16 protein-coding genes and 4 pseudogenes are annotated in these 21,507 nt (G+C 69.9%); 9 read left to right on the top strand and 11 right to left on the bottom strand.

Annotated elements, in window-relative coordinates:
- Window positions 1-263: 263 nt before the first annotated feature.
- Both ACFXGX_RS19135 and ACFXGX_RS19130 read left to right on the top strand, forming a co-directional pair.
- The gene (locus ACFXGX_RS19135; RefSeq protein ID WP_384792244.1) at window positions 264-425 is read left to right on the top strand and encodes a hypothetical protein; all 162 of its coding nucleotides are present in this window, start codon (window positions 264-266) and stop codon (window positions 423-425) included.
- Between the two features lie 86 nt (window positions 426-511).
- Window positions 512-1,132 carry a hypothetical protein gene (locus ACFXGX_RS19130; protein WP_384792241.1) on the top strand — a complete coding sequence of 207 codons (621 nt, stop codon included), beginning with the start codon at window positions 512-514 and terminating at the stop codon, window positions 1,130-1,132.
- A gap of 65 nt (window positions 1,133-1,197) precedes the next feature.
- Here the strand turns inward: ACFXGX_RS19130 and ACFXGX_RS19125 are convergent, their stop codons facing one another.
- Complete coding sequence (locus ACFXGX_RS19125; RefSeq protein ID WP_384792238.1) at window positions 1,198-1,575, bottom strand: hypothetical protein; 378 nt, start codon at window positions 1,573-1,575, stop codon at window positions 1,198-1,200.
- Window positions 1,576-1,705: 130 nt separating this feature from the next.
- Here ACFXGX_RS19125 and ACFXGX_RS19120 point away from each other — a divergent pair, with 130 nt between their 5' ends.
- Complete coding sequence (locus ACFXGX_RS19120; protein WP_384792235.1) at window positions 1,706-2,800, top strand: barstar family protein; 1,095 nt, start codon at window positions 1,706-1,708, stop codon at window positions 2,798-2,800.
- A gap of 651 nt (window positions 2,801-3,451) precedes the next feature.
- Here the strand turns inward: ACFXGX_RS19120 and ACFXGX_RS19115 are convergent.
- The 8 genes and pseudogenes from ACFXGX_RS19115 to ACFXGX_RS19080 all read right to left on the bottom strand — a co-directional run.
- Window positions 3,452-3,594 (bottom strand): annotated as a pseudogene (locus ACFXGX_RS19115) (transposase); the annotation flags it as partial.
- 8 nt (window positions 3,595-3,602) lie between these two features.
- Complete coding sequence (locus ACFXGX_RS19110; RefSeq protein WP_384792232.1) at window positions 3,603-5,507, bottom strand: ArnT family glycosyltransferase; 1,905 nt, start codon at window positions 5,505-5,507, stop codon at window positions 3,603-3,605.
- 41 nt (window positions 5,508-5,548) lie between these two features.
- A complete protein-coding gene (locus ACFXGX_RS19105) occupies window positions 5,549-6,610 on the bottom strand; it encodes an NlpC/P60 family protein (protein WP_384792228.1) in 1,062 nt (353 codons plus the stop codon).
- A 42-nt stretch (window positions 6,611-6,652) separates the two neighbouring features.
- Window positions 6,653-7,135: a poly-gamma-glutamate biosynthesis protein PgsC/CapC gene (locus ACFXGX_RS19100; protein ID WP_382796865.1), complete on the bottom strand. Its 483-nt coding sequence runs from the start codon at window positions 7,133-7,135 to the stop codon at window positions 6,653-6,655.
- Window positions 7,135-8,598 carry a poly-gamma-glutamate synthase PgsB gene (gene pgsB / locus ACFXGX_RS19095; RefSeq protein ID WP_384792225.1) on the bottom strand — a complete coding sequence of 488 codons (1,464 nt, stop codon included), beginning with the start codon at window positions 8,596-8,598 and terminating at the stop codon, window positions 7,135-7,137. Before pgsB ends, ACFXGX_RS19100 begins: the two co-directional genes overlap by 1 nt.
- A gap of 15 nt (window positions 8,599-8,613) precedes the next feature.
- Window positions 8,614-10,914: a HAMP domain-containing protein gene (locus ACFXGX_RS19090; RefSeq protein WP_384792222.1), complete on the bottom strand. Its 2,301-nt coding sequence runs from the start codon at window positions 10,912-10,914 to the stop codon at window positions 8,614-8,616.
- Between the two features lie 507 nt (window positions 10,915-11,421).
- Window positions 11,422-12,726: an alpha/beta hydrolase family protein gene (locus ACFXGX_RS19085; RefSeq protein WP_384792219.1), complete on the bottom strand. Its 1,305-nt coding sequence runs from the start codon at window positions 12,724-12,726 to the stop codon at window positions 11,422-11,424.
- A gap of 383 nt (window positions 12,727-13,109) precedes the next feature.
- Window positions 13,110-14,354, bottom strand: a complete 1,245-nt coding sequence (locus tag ACFXGX_RS19080) for an RNA-guided endonuclease InsQ/TnpB family protein (protein ID WP_384792216.1) — start codon at window positions 14,352-14,354, stop codon at window positions 13,110-13,112.
- A 244-nt stretch (window positions 14,355-14,598) separates the two neighbouring features.
- Here ACFXGX_RS19080 and ACFXGX_RS19075 point away from each other — a divergent pair, with 244 nt between their 5' ends.
- From ACFXGX_RS19075 to ACFXGX_RS19065, 3 genes are all read left to right on the top strand, one after another.
- A complete protein-coding gene (locus ACFXGX_RS19075; protein WP_384792213.1) occupies window positions 14,599-15,093 on the top strand; it encodes a TspO/MBR family protein in 495 nt (164 codons plus the stop codon).
- 503 nt (window positions 15,094-15,596) lie between these two features.
- Entirely contained in the window at window positions 15,597-16,193 is a 597-nt protein-coding gene (locus ACFXGX_RS19070; protein ID WP_384792210.1) for an SRPBCC family protein, read from the top strand.
- A 36-nt stretch (window positions 16,194-16,229) separates the two neighbouring features.
- On the top strand, window positions 16,230-18,542 hold the full coding sequence (locus tag ACFXGX_RS19065) for an FdhF/YdeP family oxidoreductase (RefSeq protein WP_384792207.1): 2,313 nt from the start codon (window positions 16,230-16,232) through the stop codon (window positions 18,540-18,542).
- A 130-nt stretch (window positions 18,543-18,672) separates the two neighbouring features.
- Here ACFXGX_RS19065 and ACFXGX_RS19060 read toward each other — a convergent pair.
- Window positions 18,673-18,921, bottom strand: a pseudogene (locus ACFXGX_RS19060) (hypothetical protein); the annotation flags it as partial.
- A 25-nt stretch (window positions 18,922-18,946) separates the two neighbouring features.
- Window positions 18,947-19,284, bottom strand: a pseudogene (locus ACFXGX_RS19055) (hypothetical protein); the annotation flags it as partial.
- Window positions 19,285-19,595: 311 nt separating this feature from the next.
- Between ACFXGX_RS19055 and ACFXGX_RS19050 the strand changes: the two are divergent.
- From ACFXGX_RS19050 to ACFXGX_RS19040, 3 genes and pseudogenes are all read left to right on the top strand, one after another.
- On the top strand, window positions 19,596-20,135 hold the full coding sequence (locus ACFXGX_RS19050; RefSeq protein WP_355846153.1) for a 2Fe-2S iron-sulfur cluster-binding protein: 540 nt from the start codon (window positions 19,596-19,598) through the stop codon (window positions 20,133-20,135).
- Window positions 20,132-21,127 carry an FAD binding domain-containing protein gene (locus tag ACFXGX_RS19045; RefSeq protein ID WP_384792203.1) on the top strand — a complete coding sequence of 332 codons (996 nt, stop codon included), beginning with the start codon at window positions 20,132-20,134 and terminating at the stop codon, window positions 21,125-21,127. The genes ACFXGX_RS19050 and ACFXGX_RS19045 overlap by 4 nt, the downstream gene beginning before the upstream one ends.
- Window positions 21,128-21,161: 34 nt before the next feature.
- Window positions 21,162-21,507, top strand: a pseudogene (locus ACFXGX_RS19040) (hypothetical protein); the annotation flags it as partial.

Genomic DNA, 21,507 nt, shown 5'->3' with positions numbered 1-21,507 from the left:
GGGGGTCAGCCGACGGTGTCCAAGGTGGAGAACGGGCGGATGGTTCCCAGCCGTGACGTCCTCGACCGCCTGTCCGGAGCTCTCGGCCTGGATGCCGCTGTTGTCGCGGAGTTGCGGGTGGCTCTCGCTGAAGTCGAGTCGGCTCCGTCCGTGGGCGCAGACCAGACCCTCGCGGGTTTGAGTGCTTCCGCGGTGTCGTCGTCGACCTGGCGGTGTGCGAGGCCCGGTTCGTTCGGTCGTTCCAGTGCGTTGTCCTGCCGGCCATGCTTCAGAGCGCGGAGTACGCCCGGCACGTCTTCGCGAGCACGCCCGGTGTGGAGGCGGCCGAGGTGGCCCACCGGCAGCTAGCCGGTCCTTATGGTGCCGATGTGGTGCGCGCCCCGCCCACTGGTCTGGACAACAAAGAACCCCCGGGTCACTGCTGAAGTTACCTGGGAGTGCCAGGAATTCGCGCTGTTGGAGCCCCTTATGCTGCCGATGATCACGTGCCGGTACGTCTGAGTAGGCTTTCATGGGTAATGCAGAAACGGGCGGCGAGAGCGTCGTTTCGGGCGAGATGAACGAAACCTCAGATCCGGAGGGCATGGGTGACGCGGATCGGGAGCACTCCATAGGACGACGGAGACTGTCGAGCACGGCGGTCGTACTTGTCGGCCTCGCCTTCCTCGGCGTGGTGGCAGGAGGACTGCTCTGGTCGTTTCAGGACGAGTTGTTCCACCCATTCGGGGACACTCGGGCCTGTGAGGGCAGCGACTCGATGCTGGCGGAGAAGATCTCGCTCGGAGGCGTGCCGATCCCCGCCGACGCCGTCGATGTCCACTACATCACGCAGGATGGCTCCGCCGAGGTCTCCTTCCTGAGCAACCAGATGCCGGACTATCTGCACCGCGCAGGACTCGTCCCAGAGGGCAAGCCCCTGTTCGACGAAAACTATGGCAGCGCATATGCGTGGAGTGAGGGCGGTCACGAGATGCTCGATGGACTGTGCGGGCCAGCTCTCAAGGGACCCGTCTGGAGCTATCACGGCAAGAATCCCGACACAGATGCCAACATCCTGATCGAACGCACCCCCGCCGGAACCACCCTCCGCGCTCCGGCCCGTGTCATCGCTTCCTTCGACTTCGGCGAGTGACGGATCGGCGCCAGCGGTTTGTCGCCTGTCCAGACGTCAGTCACCGACGACGGTGAATGCAGCGGTCAGCGATCGCCCACCCAACGCGCCTCCGCAGGCCAAGAGTTCGTCTCAACGATGTGCTCCACGAGCCTGAACGCCTCACCCATGGGGACGGTGTCCCCATCCAGGTACTCGTCGCCCTGCCCGTTCGAGAGGACGAACCCGCCGCTCGACCCCTCGGCGCCGGGGTCCACGGCATGCTCGCCGGGATCACCCTCTTCTTCGAGAAGCATCACCATGGCGCGCTCTTTGTTCGTCACGAAGGCCAGCGATCGTCCGGACGAACTGGTCAGCCACGTCTCGAACTGCCCGCTGTCGATCCTCGACCGAAGGACCTCCAGCACCACCTCGGACGACACAGGGACAGGGCTGTCGTCATCGATCACCCAGAACTCGGTCACAGGCACGACGATCTCACGGACAAATCCAAGAGGCAGTCCCTGGTCGGCGTCGTTCGCCAGACGGAGTGCTGAGCCCCGAGTCACCCTGACCGGTCAGGAAAGGGCTTCCCGGGCTGCATCTGGTCTGGGCATGATTCCCACCGTGCATGTGGACAGGGGACATCGCGGGCAGGGACGGTACACGCTGGCGGACACGGAAAGCGGCCATGTCTGGGGCGTCTGCGCCGCCGTGGAGGGACTGTTCAGGGAACCCCGGCGTGGGACGTACGAACTGTTCGGCTGGGTTCCTGACGGAGCCGAGGTGCGCGGCTGGGTCGGCAGCCGGGTGTGGCTGGTGCCGGAGGACAGGACACTCGATGCCTGGCTGCTGGAGGACGCGGAGAGCCTTGGACAGTACCCGGGGACGGACGGCCTCGTGCTCACGGGTATGGACGACTACGAGGGGCCGCCCGAGGGGCACAGGGCTCCGGTGCGGCTGCACGACGGGTACCGGTGGCTGGGCTCCTGCCGGGAGTTCGCCCGCGTCCTGCCGCCCGAGGACACACCGCCCCCGCTCGTCCTGCTCGGACTCGCCCCGGGGGATCAGCTACGGCAGGCGCTGACGACGGGCACCCGTCGCGCGCTGGATCTGGAGGAGGCCCAACTGGAGATACGGGACGACAGGGGCGAGCCGCTCACCGACCGGTTGCTGCGGCCCAAAGTCCGCACGTGGCGCCCGTCCTCCCGAGGGACGGACCTCATTGATCTGGAACTCGACACAGACCTCGCACCCGTACCGGGACATGCCCGGCCCGTCTGGGAAAGCTGGTTTGCCGGGCCGCCGGACACCCCTGGCGCCTGGGTCGAACTCGAGACCCGACAGCGCGGGGCATGGCTCGACCTCGTCCTGGAGCGGGGCTGCCGGATCAGGCACCAGGACCGGCCCGCCGGACACGCGTACGAGCTGGACGGCCGCCACATCACCGACGAACCAAGCCTCTACCTGGCACTCGGCGAAGCCGTCAACGGACCGGGCGGCTACTTCGGCGGCTGCCTGGACGCCCTTGTGGACTGTCTGCGCGGCAACTTCGGCTACACCGCCCCCGCGACCCTGCTCTGGCGCAACGCCGCGACCGCGCGCGAGCACCTGTCCCGCCTCCTGGCACCGGAGGGCAAGCAGTACGAGCTGGTCGCCCTGGTACTCGAAGTCCTGACCGAGGGCGGGATGCACGTGACCTGCACGTGAGGTGTGGTTTAAGCCTGTGCTGGTATGCCAGAAACGTTGAACCGGTACGCGACGCTGAGAGACGGGCTGCACCGCCGCCTTCGTCCAGCAGCCGCTCCCGGGGCGGTCTTCACCGCGTGAAGCGCCGTGTCCGGGCGGGCGGGAAGTCGTTGGCCCAGAGGTCGCGTATATGGGAGTGGACCTGATGCGCGAACACTGAGGACTCTGGATGCCGCTGCCCTCTCTAGGGTTCTCAGCCGTGGCCCGGCCCCAGTCCGCGCTCTGGCAGGGCCGGGCCGCACCCGCTTCTCGTCGGCCTGCCTCGCTCACGGCCTGCTGCCCGATGCGCGCGTCATGCCCGCCCGCGGTCGCCGACCGCTGCCCCGTCCTGGAGAGCTGGCATGAGCAACGGCGCCCGGTGAGGTGTTCGCACTGGCGCGGGCGGTGGTGTGCGGGGGGTGGGAGCGAGAGGAGCTCTGGGAGCGGGAGACCGTGTGGGGGCCGCGGCTGGAGGGTGTGGCCGCGGCGACGCGGCGGCGGTGCGGGGGTGTGCCGGGCTGGGGGCAGGCGCAGTGGCGGCTGCTGCTGCGGGACGCGGTGGTGATCGCGGAGGTCGTGGCCGTGGGGGCGGCTCTGGTCGATACGCGGCTGGTGGAGCGGGTGGGCCGGCAGGTGCAGCACGGCCTCATGCAGGCGGCCCCAGACGCCGGCTCTCGACCAGATCAGGAAGCGGCGATGGGCGGTTGACTTCGATATGCCGAAGCAGGGCGGCAGGGCGCCCGCCAGGCACAGCCACTGACCAGGACCTTAAAGACCCATCCCTTCACCGCTTCGGGTTGCAGTCGTAGAGGGAGAGGGTTCCGCCGGTAGGACGACCGTACGCGGTGGGCCGGACCTGGGTGCAGTGGGACTTCACCCAGGTGGTGGCCACAGTGGTGGGGCGCTTTGTGGTGAGCAGTGCATAGCGCAGTTGGTGGGTGGTGACGAGCGTGCCGAGTTGCCGGGTGCTCGGGTAGGGGGTGAGGCCGGTGAAGCCGCCCATGATGAGCGTGGGCTCGGACTTCGCGCGGAGCAGAGGCTCGGCGGCGTAGGCGGCCTGGGTGGCGAGCAGGTACTTCTCGCCGTGTCGGTGTGCGGTGACGTACCGGAGGATGGCGGTGTCACGGGCGCCCGGCTTGTTGAGCCCCACCCTGGGCACGGGGCGGTGATTGCGGAGGGCGGCTTCGTACCCGAGGCCGACCGGGCCGGCCGTGGGTGAGGTGGAGGCGCCCGCGTACATCGGGTCGAGGCAGGCGAAGGACCAGCCGGCCGGGACGACCAGCATGGCCGCGATTCCGGCGGCGAGGGCGCTGTGGACCATTCGTGGGGAGGTGCGGGGCCCGCGGATCCACAGGCCGGCCGCGCCGCAAAGCGCGAGCATCGCGGCGATCGGCAGCAGCCATGGCAAGAAGCGGGTGGGCCAGTCGAGCACCAGAGCCCACAGCGTCGTCAGCGCGATGGCGGCCGGCAGCGCCACACGCCGCTGACCACCCGCCTCGTACTCCGAACGGAAGAGCTTGAGGCCGCCGCCGGCCAGCGCGGCGAGTGCCGGGGCGATGACGGCGGTGTAGTAGGCGTGGTTGCCGTTGGACACGCTGAACACCAGCGCGTGCACGGCCAACCAGCCGCCCCAGAGCACGAATCCGGCGCGCAGCGGATCGGTCCGCGGCTGACCGGAGCGCCAGAGAATGCCCAGGACGGCGGCGGCGATGGCGAGCGGCAGGAACCAGGCGACCTGGGGACCGACATTGTGGTTGATCAGCATGGTCAGGCCGGTGTTGCCGTGCGTGCGGCTGGCGGCGGTTCCCGCGACGGCACCGAATGCCGTGGGATCACTGCTGAAGCGGCTCAGGCCGTTGTAGCCGAAGACCATGGCGAACGCGCTGTTGTTGGACGTTCCGTCGAGGTAGGGGCGGTCGGCGGCCGGTGTGGCCCAGGCGAGCAGCACCCAGGAGCAGGAGACCGCCAGGGCGACCGCGCCGGCCGCCAGCGACCGCAGGGCCCGGTTCAACGGCGTTCCGGGCGACACCAGTTGATAGACCAGGGCGAAGACCGGAAGCACCAGCCACGCCTGCAGCATCTTGGCCTGGAAGGCGAGCCCGACCCAGACCCCGCAGGTGATCAGCGGCAGCAGCCGCTCGGTGCGCACGGCTTTCTGCAGCGCTCCGGCGGCCGTCACCAGCAGCAGAGTGAGCGCGGTGTCCGGGATGGTGGCCCGGGTGAGGACCACGGTGACCGGGGTGAGCGTGAGGACCAGAGCGGCGGTCAGTGCCGCGAGCGGCCCGGCCCAGGCCCGTACGATCCGGTGCAGCAGCCACACCGTGAGCACACCCTCGACGACCTGGGGCAGCGCGGCCGCCCAGGTGTGCGGGCCGAAGAGCCAGACAAAGACGGCCTCGGGCCAGAACGCGCCGGGGAGCTTGTCGATGGTGATCGAACCGCTGGTGTCGAGCCCGCCGTAGAAGAAGGCGCGCCAGCTACCGGCCATCGAGCGTATCGCCGCGCCGTAGAAGGGGTGGAGGGCGGCGTGCCCGATGCCCCAGGAGTACAGCCCCACGGCTGTGACCAGCACAGCGGCGAGCGCGCCGCGCTCCCAGCTCTGGAGGGCTTCCGGTCGGCCGACGCGAGAGGGCTTCGCCCGTCGGCTTCGGCGCGCGCTGGTGGGCGGGGCGGCGGGGATGGTGGCCATGGCAGTGGTCCTTGGATCAGCGGGCTGGTGGGGCGGTGTGTTCACAGGCGGCGGGCCGCCCTGAACCCGCGGGCGTAGAAGTCGGTGCCGTCCAGCAGCGAGTGGCCGGACAGGTCGCCCAGGGTCGGGCCGTTGGCGGCGGAGCGACTGGAGTAGAAGCGGTGCCGGCCCTGGTCGTCAAGGCCCATGTACATGCCGCAGTGGTCGATGAAGTTCGGCCGGTTCTTGATGATGGCGAAGAAGACCAGGTCCCCGGGCTGCAGAACGTCGAGTTCGGTGGGCTGGGTGTTGGTGTGCGGGATCACCATGCGGCCGGGTCCGTAGGCAGCGATGGCGAAGGCCCTGCGCGGCAGGCCGGCGCCCTTGGTGTTGGTGTTGTGCAGGGGCAGGCCCATGCGGTAGCCCCACACCAGGCGCTGAAAGCCGGAGCAGTCGACGTCGCCGTAGCGGGCTTGCTCGGGCTGCGCGCGCGTGCCGTCCGAGAAGGTCCAGGGGATGCCCAGGTAGTCGTAGAAGTCGGACTGCTCGTCGTGGTAGGCGAAGTCCAGGGGGCTGTCGACCGCCTGGTTGCGCGGGCCGAAGTGGGCGGTGCCCGCGTAGCGCACGCCGGCACTGTTGTGCTTGTCGGGGGCGCCGGCGCTGCTGTACTGGAACGCGGCCGCGAAGACGTCCGGTCCTTTATCGGTGAGCGTCTTGGTGAACCATGCCTTGAACCAGGCGGACTTCTCCATGCCCTCCTGCCAGGCGTGCGGCAGGACCCGCACCCAGGCGTTGGTGGTCACGGTGGCGTCGGTGGTCCGCGGCTCGCCAAAGGTGCGGCTGGGCCCGGCAAGTACGGCGGTGCGGGCACCGTCGGTGAAGGTGGCGAGCGTGTCGCCGTCGGCGCCGCGGACGACGGTGCGGCCGGGGTCGGACAGCCGCTCGTAGCTGCGGCTCCCGGGCCGGCTGCTCGCGCCGCTGTCGCCGCCTGCGTCGTCACTGTCCTTGCGGTGGCGGTTCCAGACGTAACCGCCCGCCACCCCTGCGGTCGCCACACCCGCGACCGTCCCGAGCACGGCACGGCGGGTCGGGCGGTTGCGCCTGCCGACGGGTTCAGAGTGCATGGCCGGTACTCCTTGAGGGTGTGGGGTGCGGGGGTGGTCAGGTCAGATGGTGGGCAGGGCGCCGAGCAGCAGTCCGACGACCAGGACCACGTAGGTGGCCAGCGTCACCGCCGTGGTCGAGATGAGCGTGGCCCCCAGCGGCTGGCGGACCATCTGGTAGGAGACAAGTCCCGGGACAATGAAGCCGAGCGTCTGGGACGTGTAGAGCAGCGGGTACTCGTGGCTGAGGGCGAGCATCACCGTGGTCTGCATGAGCACCGCGCACAGGACCACGGCGGCGAACAGCCGCTTGCCGTAGAGGATCACTGTGCGCTGGAGCAGCCTGGTCATGAAGTAGGTCAGCGCCGAGACTCCGACCATGAGCGCCGCCAGCTTGACGTCGGTGATGAGCGTGAGGGCGATCCAGCCCGGGGTGATCATTCCCCCGGGCGAGAGGTTGGTGGTCAGGTAACAGATGAGCGAGAAGACCAGCCCGAGGGCGATCCCGAGCGCGGCGGTCTGTGCGGTGAGATTGGCGGGGATCACTAACGGTTCCTCGGGGACTGGTGCGGATCGTAGGAGTGGTGCTGGTCGTCTTCTGTTCGCTCGGCGTCGGGCCGGTCGTTGCGGGCGGCGAACCGGCGGGCGAGTTCGCGCTGCCCAGGGATGTGGAGTGTGTATGTCGGTGTCTCCAGCGGTGCCACCCAGCTGTACGGCTCGGGGGTGGGAGGCCGGGACAGTGCCATCTGCTGGCGGGGAATGGCGATCTGCATGGTCTCCTGGTCCAGGCCGTCGCCCGCGGGCACGGAGGCGAGCTCGTCCTCGGACTCGTCCAGCGGCAGTTCGGCGAGGCATTCCAGGAACAGCTCGCCCTGACCGTGGATGTTGCCGATCGCGACCAGTGAGGAGGCGGGGCCGAGTTCCGCAAGGATCGCCGCGGTCAGCTCCTCGGGGTCGCGGCGGTCCCCGCCGAGATCCACCACCCGTCCGGTGAAGCCGGCCGGAATGGCGTCGCGGGCGCTCTTGGTCGGGTGGCCGATCAGGAAGACGGTCTCCGGGGCGAGGTCGGGGATGATCGTGCCCATCTGGCCATTGCGCTCCACCCGGTCCGGGCGGCAGTTGATGATGACGTTGAGCGGCTGCCGGATCGCGCCCAGGTCCTGCAGCTGCTTGACGTTCATCAGCGTCGACTCGGGGTCGTTGGCGGCGAAGATGTTGGCGAAGCGGAGCCGCTTGCCCTCGGGCGTGATGTAGCGCTCCACGGACAGCACACCCGGGTCGGGGGGTGCGTCCCACATGCCCTGCAACGCCGTCTGCCGCTCCACACCGAGCAGTTCGGCGACTGCGAGCGCGATCGCCACGTTCTCCTTGAAGGTGAACCAGCTGAAGCCGCGCAGTTCGGCGTCGCTCACCGACTCCGGATCGACCGAGACCAGACGGCAGTTCCGCTTGTCGGCCTCCTCCTGGAGAATGTGCAGACGGTCCTTCTCCGCCGTCACGCACACTCCGCCGACCGGCATCGAGCGGGAGAGCGAGCGGGCCACGTCGTCCAACGTCGGCCCCATCTCCTCCAGATGGTCCTCACGGACGTTGCACAGGACGCCGATGGTGGAGCGGATCAGCTTCTCCTGGTTGATCTCCTGCAGCGCGGGCATCACCGCCATGCACTCGATTACCAGCGCGTGCGGCCGGTAGGTCGCCGCCCGCCGTACGATGCCGATCTGCTCGACGATGTTGGACAGCCCGAACTTGCGGTAGATCGGCTCCTCGGTGGCATCCGGGTGGATGAACCGGGCCGCCGTACCGGTGGTCTTGGCCACCGTGATCAGGCCGCCGCCGCGCAGCGCGCCCGCGCACAGCCGGGTGATCGAACTCTTGCCGCGGATCCCGTTGACCAGGACCCGCGTCGGTATCTGGTTCAGCGAGTCGAAGTGCCGCCGCTGCTCCACGATTCCGGCGATCCACAGCGCGGCGCAGCACAGCAGGACGATGACATAGAGGAAAAGCACGCTGAATCCTTACTCCTACCACTGCAGTGTGTTCTCGCGCCACAACCCGAAGGGGGCGTCGACCTGTTCGGCTCTGGCTGCCCGACTGCGGTCCGCGAGGGCCTGGCGTATCAGCTCCAGGCTGCGGGTGACCGAGCCGATCTCGTCGTGGTTCACCGGGTGCAGCACGGTACGGCGGTCACCGCCCGCGAGCTTCTCGATGAGCGCGGCGACCGCTCGCAGCGGCCGGATCACCACGACGTGCAGCCAGCCCAGGCAGGCCGCACCGAACGCGAGAGCCAGGATTCCGACGAGCATCGTGCGCTGCTGGGCCTGTGTCGCCGGGAGCCGGAGCGCCGCCGCGGGCTCCGCGGTCACCACGCGCCAGCCGAGGTGGGCCGTCGGGCCGTTCTGCGCCAGCGGCGCGGCGGCGTCGACCGAGGGGCCGGTGGACGTGGAGAGCACCTTCGAGGTGGCGGTGCCCACGGTGCCGGGGGCACTCTGGGCGGCGCGGGCGAGGCGGGTCAGGCCGGCCTCGGGCAGGTCCTGGAAGGCGCGGTAGCCCTCGCTCGCCGCCAGCACCTTGCAGTCGGCGTCTGTCACCCAGACGGTGCCCAGGTTGGGCCTGGCGAGGGTGGAGTTGAGCGTCGTCACATCGATCTCGCCGAAGAGGACCACTCCGTCCGCCGCCGCCTGGCCCTTGACCGGCCGCACCTGCGCGTAGGAGGCGATAGCGGGTATCCGGCCCGAGGTGTTGACGGTGGTGACCCCGCCGCCGCGCGGCACGTGAACGAGGGTGCGCAGCGGGGTGTCCCCGACCCGCAGGGTGATGGCGCCGGAGCGGTCCAGAAGGTAGAGGGAACGGTACTGCCCGTGCTTGGACAGGGCGTGTCGCAGCTCCCCGGTCTGGGCGGCCCGGCTCTTGCCCGGCAGGCTAGCGGCCACGTCGTTCAGCTCGACGTACGACTGGTCGAGCGACTGCCGGACACGGTTCGCGGCGAGCTCGGCGCGCGCCTGCTGGTTGGCGATGACCGGCGCCGGAACCGAGCCCGCGTCCGCCCGGTTCAGTACGAAGATCATCGGCAGTGCCCAGCAGGCCACCAGCACCAGACTGAACGCGGCCAGCGCCCGGTAGCCGGGTCCGCGGCCGGCCGGGAACTCCTGCGGGCCGCTCTCCCCCAGCAGTTGCTGGCGCAGCGACTCCAGCGCCCTTCCGATCCGGGCGAGTTCTCCGATGCCGTGAACCGGGACGGGCCGGCCCAGCTCGGCCTCCTCGGCCGAACCGTCCTCCGTCGCGCCGCGGGCCAGGCGGCCGGCGGACAGGTACAGCCGCAACAGCGGTCGCTGCACGAGGAAGTTCAGCGCCAGCCCGAGCAGCACCGCGATGACGGCGAGTGCCGCGGCGGCCTCGATCGCGATGCCCGAGTAGTCGGTGGCGGCGATCGTGGCGGGCACGGCCCGGGAGGTGAGCACCACCAGGCCGAGGTCGTCGGTGTCACCCGGCCCGGTCGCCGAGGCGACCTGGGCCCAGCCCGCCACCGTGGGCCGGGAACTCGTGGCCGCCCCCACCAGGCTTCCGGAGGTGTCGGTGTCGCGCCCCGACGCGCTCACCGCGCGGGACGCCGACGCGGGCAGACCGCTGTCGGCCGCGGTCGGTGACGTCGCGCCGCGGGACGTGGTGACGAGCGCCTTGCCGTTGGCGTTCAGCACCTTCGCGATGCGCCCGTCGCCGAACGTCGTGACGGTGGGGAGCGCCTCGGAGACCACCAGCAGCCACTGCCGCTCGGCCCCGGTCGGGACCTGGTTCTGATCCTGGTCGGCGTCCACCTGCTGGGCGGGCAGCGTGATCCTGGCGAAGTACAGCACCCGCGTCGCGTCCGAGGTCACCAGCCGGGGCGCGATCGTTCCCTGCTCCGACGCCTTCCTGGCGGCCTCCGCCTCGGCCAGCGCCACCGGAGCGCCACCGGACGCCAGCAGTTTGCCGGTGTGCGCGTCGAGGAGAGCACTGCCGAGATCCGCCTTGCCGGCGGCGGTCAGCGCCTTGAGCGTGGCGGTAGGTGTCGACGCGCTCGTCGCCGGGTAGGCGTCAGCCGTACGACGTACGGTGCTCGCCTCGGAATCGATCGCGGTACGCACCGACAGCGCGGTGTCCGAAGCGATCTGCTGCTCCGAGTTGAGCACAGCCGCCGGCACACGGTCGGAGTGGACGGCACCGAGGCCGCCGACGGTCACGGCGGCGACCAGGAGCAGCAGCAACAGGAGCAGGACGATCGGCGGGCGAACACCGCCCAGCAGCGGCATGTCGGCGCGGCGGCGGACTCGGTGTCGGCGCGGCACCCGGGACTCGGTGGGCAGGACAGCGATCCTCTCTCGACGGGCGCCTAACGCAAAAGTTCGATAGGTCGAACTGCCACTCTAATGTCCCGCGCCGAGGATCCGTCGACACAAGCGCGCGAGTGAATCGAGGATCTCCCCGAAGCCGCACCCCAGGCGATCAAGTCGATTTCTCGTGCAACTGTTCGCCTGCGCCGGGATGGCCCTGAAAAGGCCTCCACAGGGTGATGCCGACGGCGTAACGGGTGCGGCACTCTCGAGCAAACCAGACATCGCCAACAGCACCGAACAGCGGGGTTGCTGGCGGACGGTCGGCCCGGCGGGGCTCGACGATCAGCCCGTACGAGCGACCGGACGCCCCGGCGACTCCCCTCGCGGACCGAATCGGTCGGGATCCCCAACTCCTTGCGTCAGCCCAACCCTGGGCAACACGACAGCACCGTTTCGCGCGAACGAGATGTCACACGAAGGGCGGGCCCCAGGCAACGGGCCCGCCATTGGAGCGCTCGGTCAACGGACGAAGGAAATCTCCGGGTACTTCGTGCTGGGCCCGTCGAGCAGGGTGTTGTGCTTCTTGAGAAGTTCCTGCTCGAAGAAGGCGGCGAGGTAGGTGCGCTGGACCGCGATCGCGCGGTTCGGGTCGATCGTTCCGTACTGCTGCTGAAGCTGGCTCTGAGAGAGCCCGAGCAGACCTGCCTCCTGGTGCACCATCCACTCGTTGTCACTGAACGACAGGTGCGCCGCACCGTGGAGCTGGATGTCGACCCGGTAGCCCTTGAGGTGCGACCACAGGGTGCGCCACGAGCTGTCGGTGTTCCGGTTGTGGGTGCCAGAACTGAACAGCATGAAGGGACGGTCCAGATCCTTGCTCGGCGCCGTGCCGAAGAACTGTCCGTCCAGGTTGGCGCCGGCGGCGATACGCTTGTCGAGCTGCATGGCGGTGTCGACCGCCGCGCCGCCCAGCGACCAGCCGAACATGCCGATACGGGACATGTCTACGTGCTTGGTCAGCCCAGTGGGGAGCGTGGCGTGACCGTAGTCGGGGTTGCCGCCGGTGCTGAGCGTGTTGAGCTTGTCGATGACGAACTTGATGTCGGCGGCGCGCACCTTGAGCGTGTCGGAGGAGTGCGAGCCCGCCGGCATGGCGTTGTGCTCGACCCGGTTCGCCGGGAACTGCACCTCGTTGGCGTCGTGGGTGTGATCGACAGTGACGACGAGGTAGCCGCGGCTGGCGAGGTCCTGGACGAGCGCGGTACCCATCGCACGGTCCGAGTGCAGCCCGGTCGAGTACAGCAGGACGGGCAGCTTGCCGAGCGAGGTGTCCACCGGGGCGAGGACGTGGCCCGCGGTCGGGGGCAGCGTCACCTTCTGCGGCGTCAGGCCGCGGGAGGCGAGGAAGGAGGCACCGGACAGCGAGGGCATCCACGGCGCCTGGTAGTGCCCGGAGGGAGAGTTGGTCGGGTAGAAGAGCGAGACCATCAACTCGCGCTTCCTGCCCGGCACGTACGGGTCCGTGCGCGAGTTGTCGACCAGGTGCAGACCGACCATGCCCACGCTGTGGCGACCGGTCGGCGCGGGAATGGTGAGCTTGAGCGGAGACGTGCCCGCGGTCTTGGGCGAGACGCTCGCGCTCAGGGGCGCCTTGTAGTGGCCCGTCTCCTCATCGTTCTCCGGCGCCCAGGGGGCAGCCGCGTCGGGCGTGGCCGTGCTGAGCGTGGCCCCGCCGTGCGGTGTCCCGGCGGCCATCGCCGGCGTCATCCCGGCGCCCAGGGCGACTGCGATCGCACTGGCCGTGCTGACCGCTCTGGCGATCACTTGCTGACGACGACGCGGGCGGCGGTGCCTCATGGAACCCCTCGTGGGTCACTGATCGCGGAACAAGCGATCGACTGCCGCACACCGTACCGTCGTTGCGGAGCAGACCAATCAGCACACCGTGCCATCAGGCTCGCCCTGCTCCACCACAACGGCCGCACGAAGGTGTCATACCCGCCCAGAAAGGATCATCCGACAGATGCGCGGCCGAGCAAGCCACTCCTCGCCTGCCTCCACCTCGTCCACGCCCTTGCGGAGCGTCGTCCCGCGCGACTGCCCGGATACCGCCCCGACCCAAAATCCGGGCCTCGACCCCCTCACCAGCCGTCGCTGCCGCTCGTCCGGATGATGCCGCCGGAACCGGTATTGACATCCTCCCCGCTCTAAAGGACGGGGATTCCCGCCTGGCTGCCGGTGGTGACCGGCTGGGCCTTCGGGTGGGTTCCCCGTTCAACGGGCCGTGCCTGGCGTGGGGTTTCCACTCCAGGGCTGACCGGCCCTCCGGGGGCGTTTAGCCTCTCCGCCTGCCCGGCGGCGAGGATCACTCGCGACGCGTTGAGGTCACGATCATGTTCGGTACCGCAGCCTTCGCACCGCCAGATACGCACGTGCAGCGGCTTCGTCCCGTCCACGACCCAGCACACCGAGCACGTCTGCGAGGAGGGCAGCCAGCGGGAGACGATGCCGACGTGCCGGCCGTAGCGGGCCGCCTTCTCCTCCAGCACGCGGCGGAACATGCCCCACGCGGCGTCGTGCACAGACTTGGCGAGGCGAGTGCGGGCCAGGCCGGAGACCGCCAGGTCTTCGAGGTAGACCGCTTGGTTGTCGCGGACCAGCCTCGAAGCGTTCTGGTGACACCAGTTTCTGCGCGCATCGACCACCCGGGCGTGCGCACGGGCGACCTTCAGCCGGGCCTTGGCCCGGTTCCTCGACCCCTTCGCCTTGCGGCTCAACGCCTGCTGCGCCTTCCTCAGCCGACGCTCGGCACGCCGCAGGAAGCGGGGATTGTCGATCACCCGCCCGTCGGACAGAACGGCGTAAAACATCAGCCCCAGGTCGATACCGGCCTCCGCATCCACGGGCGGCAGCGTTGCGGGCTCGACGTCCACCACGAAGCTCGCGAAGTACCGGCCCGAAGCGTCCTTGACCACAGTCACCGAGGATGGAGCGGAAGGCAGCGAACGCGACCAGCGGACCCGGACGTCCCCGATCTTCGCGAGGTTCAACCGCCCGTTGTCCCGCAGCCGGAACCCGTTCCTGGAGAAACGGACGGCCTGCCGGCTGTCCTTCTTCGACTTGAACACCGGAAGCCCCATACGGCGCCCTGGCCGCTTCCCCGCCACCGACGCGAAGAAGTTCGCGTACGCCGTATCGAGATCACGAAGAGAGGACTGCAAGGCGTCCACCGACACCTCGGCGAGCCAAGCCCGCTCGGGCGTCCTCTTCGCCTCAGTGATCACCCGCTTCGCCAGCACACCCGTCGCGATCCGCGACCTGTCCGCCCGGTACGCGGCCTTCCTCGCGGCCAGCGCATCGTTGTAGACCACCCGGGCACAGCCGAACGTACGGGCCAGCGCGATGCGCTGACCCGGCGTCGGCTCGAGCCGGAAGGAGTACCGCAGATACACGCGAGCAACCTAACGGCCGCCACTGACAACGCCGCTCCGCCCAAGGGGCGAACCGGCTTTCCCTGCCCTGCTCCACAGGAGCTTCGTTCCCTCCCGGGCCGCCCAACAACTTACGGAGACCTGATGACATCAACTTCTGGAACAGGGTCCGTGCACTGTGCTGCGAAGTGAACGACAGGCAGCAAACCATCACAAGTGTCGGCCTATCGGTGTGAGGTGGCTGCGGGCGGGGACCCTTCACGTCATGAGGCTTCTGAGTGAAGCGCAGGCTCCACCGCCCAGTTGGGTGCCCTACGGGATCACCGCGGCGGCAGTATCTGCGGTAGCGGGAGCTGCGGCCGTGGACCCCTCCAGCGCCTGGTACCGACGCTTGGAGAAACCCGCATTCCAGCCTCCACCGTGGGCATTCAGTGCGGTGTGGACACCGTTGTACGCCTCTATCGCGTGGGCGGGCGGGCACGCTCTGCAACAGGCCAGGGGCAGGCGCCGCCGTGCACTGGCGGCCTCCTTCGGAGTGAACCTGGTTCTCAACACTGCGTGGAACTGGCTGTTCTTCCGCCGGCAGAGCCCGAAGGCCGGCCTGGTCGGCACACTCCTGCTCGACATGAGCAACGTTGTGCTTATCCGCCAGATGGCAGAGGTCGACCGATCAGGAGCCCGAGCGCTGCTCCCCTACGCAGGGTGGTGCGCATTCGCCACCGTCCTGAATGGGGCCATCGTCCAACGCAACTCCGCCTGAGTCCGGGCAAGAGCCGACGTGTGAGTAATGCGGCAAGGGGAGCACGGCGGGGTGCGCACCGGTCGGGCAGGGGGCGCCGAACAGGCTCGGGCGTGACGCGGTGGCGTTGTTTTGCGTTGGCCTCATGGACGCTGGCGGGAACGGACGGGGCGCTGCCTGGACTACTCAGGACCGGAGGACCTTCCTGCGGGCTGCCAGGCGGGCCCTGACCTCACGGTAGACGCGGACTCGCATTCGCGTGGCGAGGATCTCGGGAAACGGGATCGAGGGAGGCCGCCTGCCGGGGTGCGGTGAGTGGCGGGTGGCCGGGGCCAGGGGTGAAGCTGGAGGTGGCCGCCAGGCGCCGGGAGAAGCCCGGTGGACGCGCCTTCGGGCCCGTGCACAGGGGTCGGGGGTGCGGTCGGATGACTTGAAGCCCGGGATCGGGGAACCGGAGGTGGTGCCCTGATCCACAAGGGAGGCTGGCCGTCCAGATGCCCGGCTTTCTCACCGGAAGAAGGACCATGATGGCGCATGAAGAGGACGACGGGCGCACCGGCGGGTACGGCGTCACACGCCGCCGTCCGCTGCGCGAGCGGCACGTGGAGGAGACGGTCGAGGTCGCGGTGCCGGTCCGTACGGCCTACAACCAATGGACGCAGTTCAAGACGTTCCCACGTTTCTCAGCCGTGGTGCGCGACGTCGAGCAGGTCAGGCCCGCCGTCACCGCGTGGACCATCGGCTACGGCCCTGTGCGCCTCCGTTTCCCGGTCGAGATCGTGGAACAGGACCCCGACGCCTACCTGGCTTGGCGGGGCTTGGAGCAGCATCCCACCCATGAGGGCGAGGTCGAGTTCCAGCCCACGGAGTCCGGCGGCACCGCGATCACCGTCCGGATGCTCCTGCGGCCGCACGGCGCCGTGAAGGTCCTCACCCGTTCCCCCAGGGTCACGGAGCTGGCCGCTCGACTGGTGCGCGGAGAACTTGTCAGCTTCAAGCACTTCATCGAAGGGCTCGGCCAGGAGGGCGGCGCATGGCGCGGCACCATCCGCAACGGCCGTGTCCAGCACGACACCCCGGAACCTCCCAGGAGCCGTGTCGCCCAGTGGCCCGTCGGCTGACCTGCCCGCCCGACACGGCAAGAGAAAGGCCAAGCGATGCAGAACCCGCCCGGTAAGGAGCCGGAGAGCTCCCTCTCCGTGACACCGCCGAAGAAGTGGGCGGCCGGGGTCCCCGCCGTCGTGCACGCGCTGGAGTACTCCCTGGAGCAGACCTCCCCGCGCAAGACCGGGGTCGACCTGCTCACCATGAACCAGGTGGGCGGGATCGACTGCCCCGGCTGCGCGTGGGCGGACCCCGCCCCGGGCCGGCGCCACCGCAACGAGTATTGCGAGAACGGCGCCAAGCACATCAACGACGAGGCCACCACGCGCCGGATCACCGCCGACTTCTTCCGCGAGCACAGCGTGTCGGACCTGGCCGCCCGTTCCGACATGTGGCTCAACCAGCAGGGCCGGCTCACCGAGCCGATGATCAAACGGCCCGGATCGGACCACTACGAGCCCATCGGCTGGAACGATGCCCTGGGCGTCCTCGCGCAGGAACTCAAAGGCTTGGACTCGCCCGACGAGGCGGTCTTCTACACCTCCGGCCGGGCCAGCAACGAAGCCGCCTTCGTCTTCCAGCTCTTCGCCCGCGCCCTGGGCACCAACAACCTGCCCGACTGCAGCAACATGTGCCACGAGTCCAGTGGCTTCGCCCTGAGCGAGACCCTCGGCGTCGGCAAGGGCACCGTGAGCCTGGACGACCTCCACCACGCGGACCTGATCTTCCTGGTGGGGCAGAACCCCGGCAGCAACCACCCGCGCCAGCTCTCCGCCCTGGAGGAGGCCAAGCGCAACGGTGGCCGCATCGTGGCGGTCAACCCCCTGCCGGAAGCGGGGTTGCGGCGCTTCAAGAACCCGCAGAAGCCGCGCGGGGTCGTGGGGCGGGGCACCCAGATCGCCGACCGCTTCCTGCACATCAAGCCCGGCGGGGACCTTGCCCTGTTCCAGGCACTGAACCGGCTGGTGCTGGAGGCGGAGGACGCGCGCCCCGGCACCGTCCTGGACCACGACTTCATCGACGCCCACACCTCCGGCTTCGAGGAGTTCGCCCGGCACGCCCGCACCGTCGACTGGGACGACGTGCGCGCGGCGACGGGACTGACCCGCCAGGAGATCGAGAAGGTCCGCGACGAGGTCCTCGCCAGCGAACGCGTCGTCGTGTGCTGGGCGATGGGCATCACCCAGCACAAGCACGGCGTGCCCACCATCCGGGAGATCGTCAACTTCCTGATGCTGCGTGGCAACCTGGGACGTGCCGGCACAGGCGTCTGCCCGGTGCGCGGCCACAGCAACGTCCAGGGCGACCGCACCATGGGCATCTGGGAGCAGATGCCGGACAGCTTCCTGGACGCCCTGCGAGAGGAGTTCGGCTTCGACCCGCCGCGCCCGCACGGCCTGGACTCGGTGAACTCGATCAAGGCGATGCTGGAGGGCCGCGTCAAGGTCTTCCTCGCCCTGGCCGGGAACTTCGTGCGCGCAGCGCCCGACAGCGAGGTCACCGAGAAGGCGATGCGTACGTGCCGGCTGACCGCCCACATCTCCACCAAGCTCAACCGCTCGCACACCGTCTGCGGCGACACCGCCCTGATCCTGCCGACGCTGGGGCGCACCGAGCGTGACGTCCAGGCCGACGGCGAGCAGTTCGTCACCGTCGAGAACTCCATGAGCGAGGTGCACACCTCCCGGGGACGGATCGAACCGGCCTCGCGCATGCTGCTCAGCGAGGTCGCCATCCTGTGCCGGCTCGCCCGACTCAGCGTCGACGGCACGGGGGACATCCCCTGGGCGAGGTTCGAGGGCGACTACAACACCATCCGCGACAGCATCTCCCGGATCGTGCCGGGCTTCCACGACTTCAACGCCCGGGTGACCCGCCCGGGAGGCTTCCATCTACCCAACCCGGTCAACGAAGGCGTGTTCCGGACCGAGACCGGCAAGGCCCGCTTCACCTGTAACGAGCCGGTAGTCCCCCTGGCCCCCGAGGGCCACCTGCTGCTGCAGACCCTGCGCTCGCACGACCAGTGGAACACCGTCCCGTACACCAACAACGACCGCTACCGCGGCATCTACGGCAGCCGTCACGTCGTCCTGGTCAACCCGGCCGACCTGTCTGCGCTCGGCCTCGCCCAGGGCAACCGGGTGGACCTGGTGAGCGTCTGGGAGGACGGCACCGAGCGCCGGGCCGAGAACTTCGAGGTCGTGTCCTACCCGGCGGCCAAGGGGTCGGCCGCCGCCTACTACCCGGAGACGAACGTCCTGGTGCCGCTCGACAGCGTTGCCGACATGAGTAACCAGCCCACCTCCAAGGGCATCGTCGTCCGCCTGGAACCCACGGGCGACCGGTCCCAGCCGGCACCCGTCTGACCGAGACCGGGACCGGGGCCAGCGACGTCGTGCCCCAACGGGGCCCGCGTGGCTCGGCATCTGGTTTACCCGGCGTCACCGGGTCGCCGTCGTAGCTACTTGCTGCTACCCCGCTCTGGCAACAGCCTGACCGGAGAGAGAGCGCGCCCGCCTCGATCCGGCGGATGCTCCGGCCGCGGGCGGCAAGGCCGTCGCTGACCACGGCGACGATCTCGTCGATCGAGGCCGGATTCTCCGTGGCTACATCGAGGTCCTGGCTGAGGCGGTCTACCAGGCCGTGGGCCTGGACGGCATAACCGCCTGTGATCACCAAGGGGTACAGGGTGCCGATCGCGAGCACATCGGCAAGAAGCCGGCGATGCAGGTCGGTCAGATTCACGCGGCTGGCATATTCCGCGCGGCAAAGCCAGCTCGGGAAAGGCGGCTTCCCAGGCATCCCGCAGCGGCTGATCAGGGTGCGCAGCACCGGCCACTGCCCGAGCAGCAGATCCCGGTTCAGGAAGGCAACCAGGTCCTGGCGCTGCCCCTCGGCCAGCACGGTGCGGTAGAGGCTCATCCTCGAGCGCGATTGCTCCACGTCGTAGGAGCGGCGTCCTGACCAGGCCACGTGCAGGGGCAGATCGACCGAGCCATGGGTGGGGCCCGTCAGGTCTCGAAGGCGCGCGGGCAGCCGCTTGGCGTACTGCTCGCGGAGCAGCTCGAACGCGTTCGGCACCGGAAAACGAGAGGAGCTCAGAGCCATGACCCAATCATCACCTGCCGAGCCGGCCGGGTCACGGCCGACGCCTGAACCTCGCCACCGAGCACGGCGCCGACCTGGACGCGGCGGCGATGTGGCGGGCGCTGGAGACGGAGATCGGGCTGGGGGACGAGGTGGAGTCCGCCGCGTCGCTGCTGGACGACGGCCGAGCCCTTCCCCCGGCGCCGACCGGCCGACCGGCCCGGCGACGGAGGCCGCGGGGTGCCCTGGAGTGGCCGGGACGCGTGAGGCGTCGCAGCCTGGATACGCGGTGCGCACGGACACCCCACCCCGTCCGGAAGACCCTTCTTGCCATGACCAGCGAAAAGCCGCTCGACCCGCACTCGAAGATCACCCTCCGGGTCAACGGCAAACCCCATACCCTGCTCGTCGACCACCGGCGGGTCCTGCTGGACCTGCTCCGCGAGGACCTGAGCCTCACCGGGTCCAAGAAGGGCTGCGACCACGGCCAGTGCGGCGCCTGCACCGTCCTGGTGGACGGGCGCCGCGTCAACGGCTGTCTGCTGCTCGCCGTCACCCTCGACGGCAGCGAGGTCACCACCATCGAGGGCCTCGGCGGCGACGGCGAGGAACCGCACCCCCTCCAGCGGGCTTTCCTGGAACGCGACGCCTTCCAATGCGGCTACTGCACGCCCGGGCAGATCTGCTCCGCCGTGGGCATGATCGCCGAGGCCGCTGCCGGTCACCCGTCCCACGTCACCGACCCGGCGGAGCCCTCCGGCCGGCCCGTGCCGCTGGACGGGACAGAGATCCGCGAGCGGCTCAGCGGCAACCTGTGCCGGTGCGGCGCCTATCCGCGCATCGTCGAGGCGGTGGAGGACGTGATCGGGTGAAAGGCTTCGGATACCTCAGGCCCACCGGCGTCGAGGAGGCCGTCGAGGCCTACGCGGCCCACCCTGGCGCCCACTACCTCGCCGGCGGCACCAACCTCGTCGACCTCATGAAACTCGGCGTGGAGACCCCTGGCGTCCTCATCGACGTCGGCCGGCTGGCGCTGGACTCGGTCGAGGAACTGCCGGACGGCGCGCTGCGCGTAGGCGCCACCGTCCGCAACAGCGATCTCGCCGCCCACCCGCTGGTCCGCGACCGCTACCCGGTGCTGTCCCAGGCGCTCCTCGCGGGCGCCTCCGGACAGCTCCGCAACGCCGCCACGACCGGCGGCAACCTGCTCCAGCGCACCCGCTGCCCCTACTTCCAGGACCTCGACAAACCCTGCAACAAGCGGCAGCCGGGCAGCGGCTGTGGTGCCCGCGACGGCGTGCACCGCGATCACGCCGTGCTGGGCCACTCCCCGCACTGCATCGCCACCCACCCCTCCGACATGGCCGTCGCCCTGGCGGCCCTCGACGCCCGGGTCGAGCTGTACGGCGCCGAGGGCGGGCGCAGCATCCCGGTGGCCGACTTCCACCGGCTGCCTGGGGTCCGTCCGGAGCGGGACACCGAGATCCGCCCCGGTGAGCTGATCACCGGCGTCCTGCTGCCAGCCGCCCGGGCCGGTGTGCCCTGCGCCTACCGCAAGGCCCGCGACCGTGCCTCGTACGCCTTCGCCCTGGCCTCCGTGGCCGTCGTCCTGCGGGTCGCGGACGGCGTCGTGGACCAGGTGGGGCTCGCCTTCGGCGGCCTCGCCCCCCGGCCCTGGCGAGCCCACCACGCGGAGACGGCGCTGCTGGGCGCGGCGGCGACCCCCGAGGCCTTCGAGTGCGCCGTGGCCCTGGAACTGGACCACGCCGAGCCGTTGCGCGACAACGCCTACAAGGTGCCCCTCGCCCGCAACCTCGCCCTGGACGTCCTGAATCGCCTCGCCCCCGCACCCGCGACGGCCTGACTTCTTCCGGACCCGCCCAACCCCAGGAGAACCGATGGCGAACGACCCACTGGAGCACGGCGGCCCGCTGCCCGGGTCCGGTCTGCCGCACGACGATCCGATGGCCGCCACCGGACCGGCCCGGGACGATCCGCGGGCCGGCGCCGCTCTGCCGCACGACGACCTCCTCACCCGCGCCGCCTCCGCCGCCTCGGGTGAATCCGGCGAGGGCCGGCAGCCCCCTACCGGCGCCCTGGAGCAGGACCCCCACCCCACCCCGCGCCCCCGCCCCCCCCGCGGGGGGGCCCCCCCGCGGCGGGGCGGGGGGGGGGAGAGCACCCGGTACCGCCCGGTCGCCCCCCGCGTGGGCGGGGGCGCGCGGCGGCCCCCGCGGGCGCGGG

Source organism: Streptomyces sp. NPDC059371 (genome assembly GCF_042751995.1).
Lineage (GTDB): Bacteria > Actinomycetota > Actinomycetes > Streptomycetales > Streptomycetaceae > Streptomyces.
The sequence above is the reverse complement of the archived record's forward strand: the minus strand, read 5'-3'. Positions and strand labels throughout refer to the sequence as shown.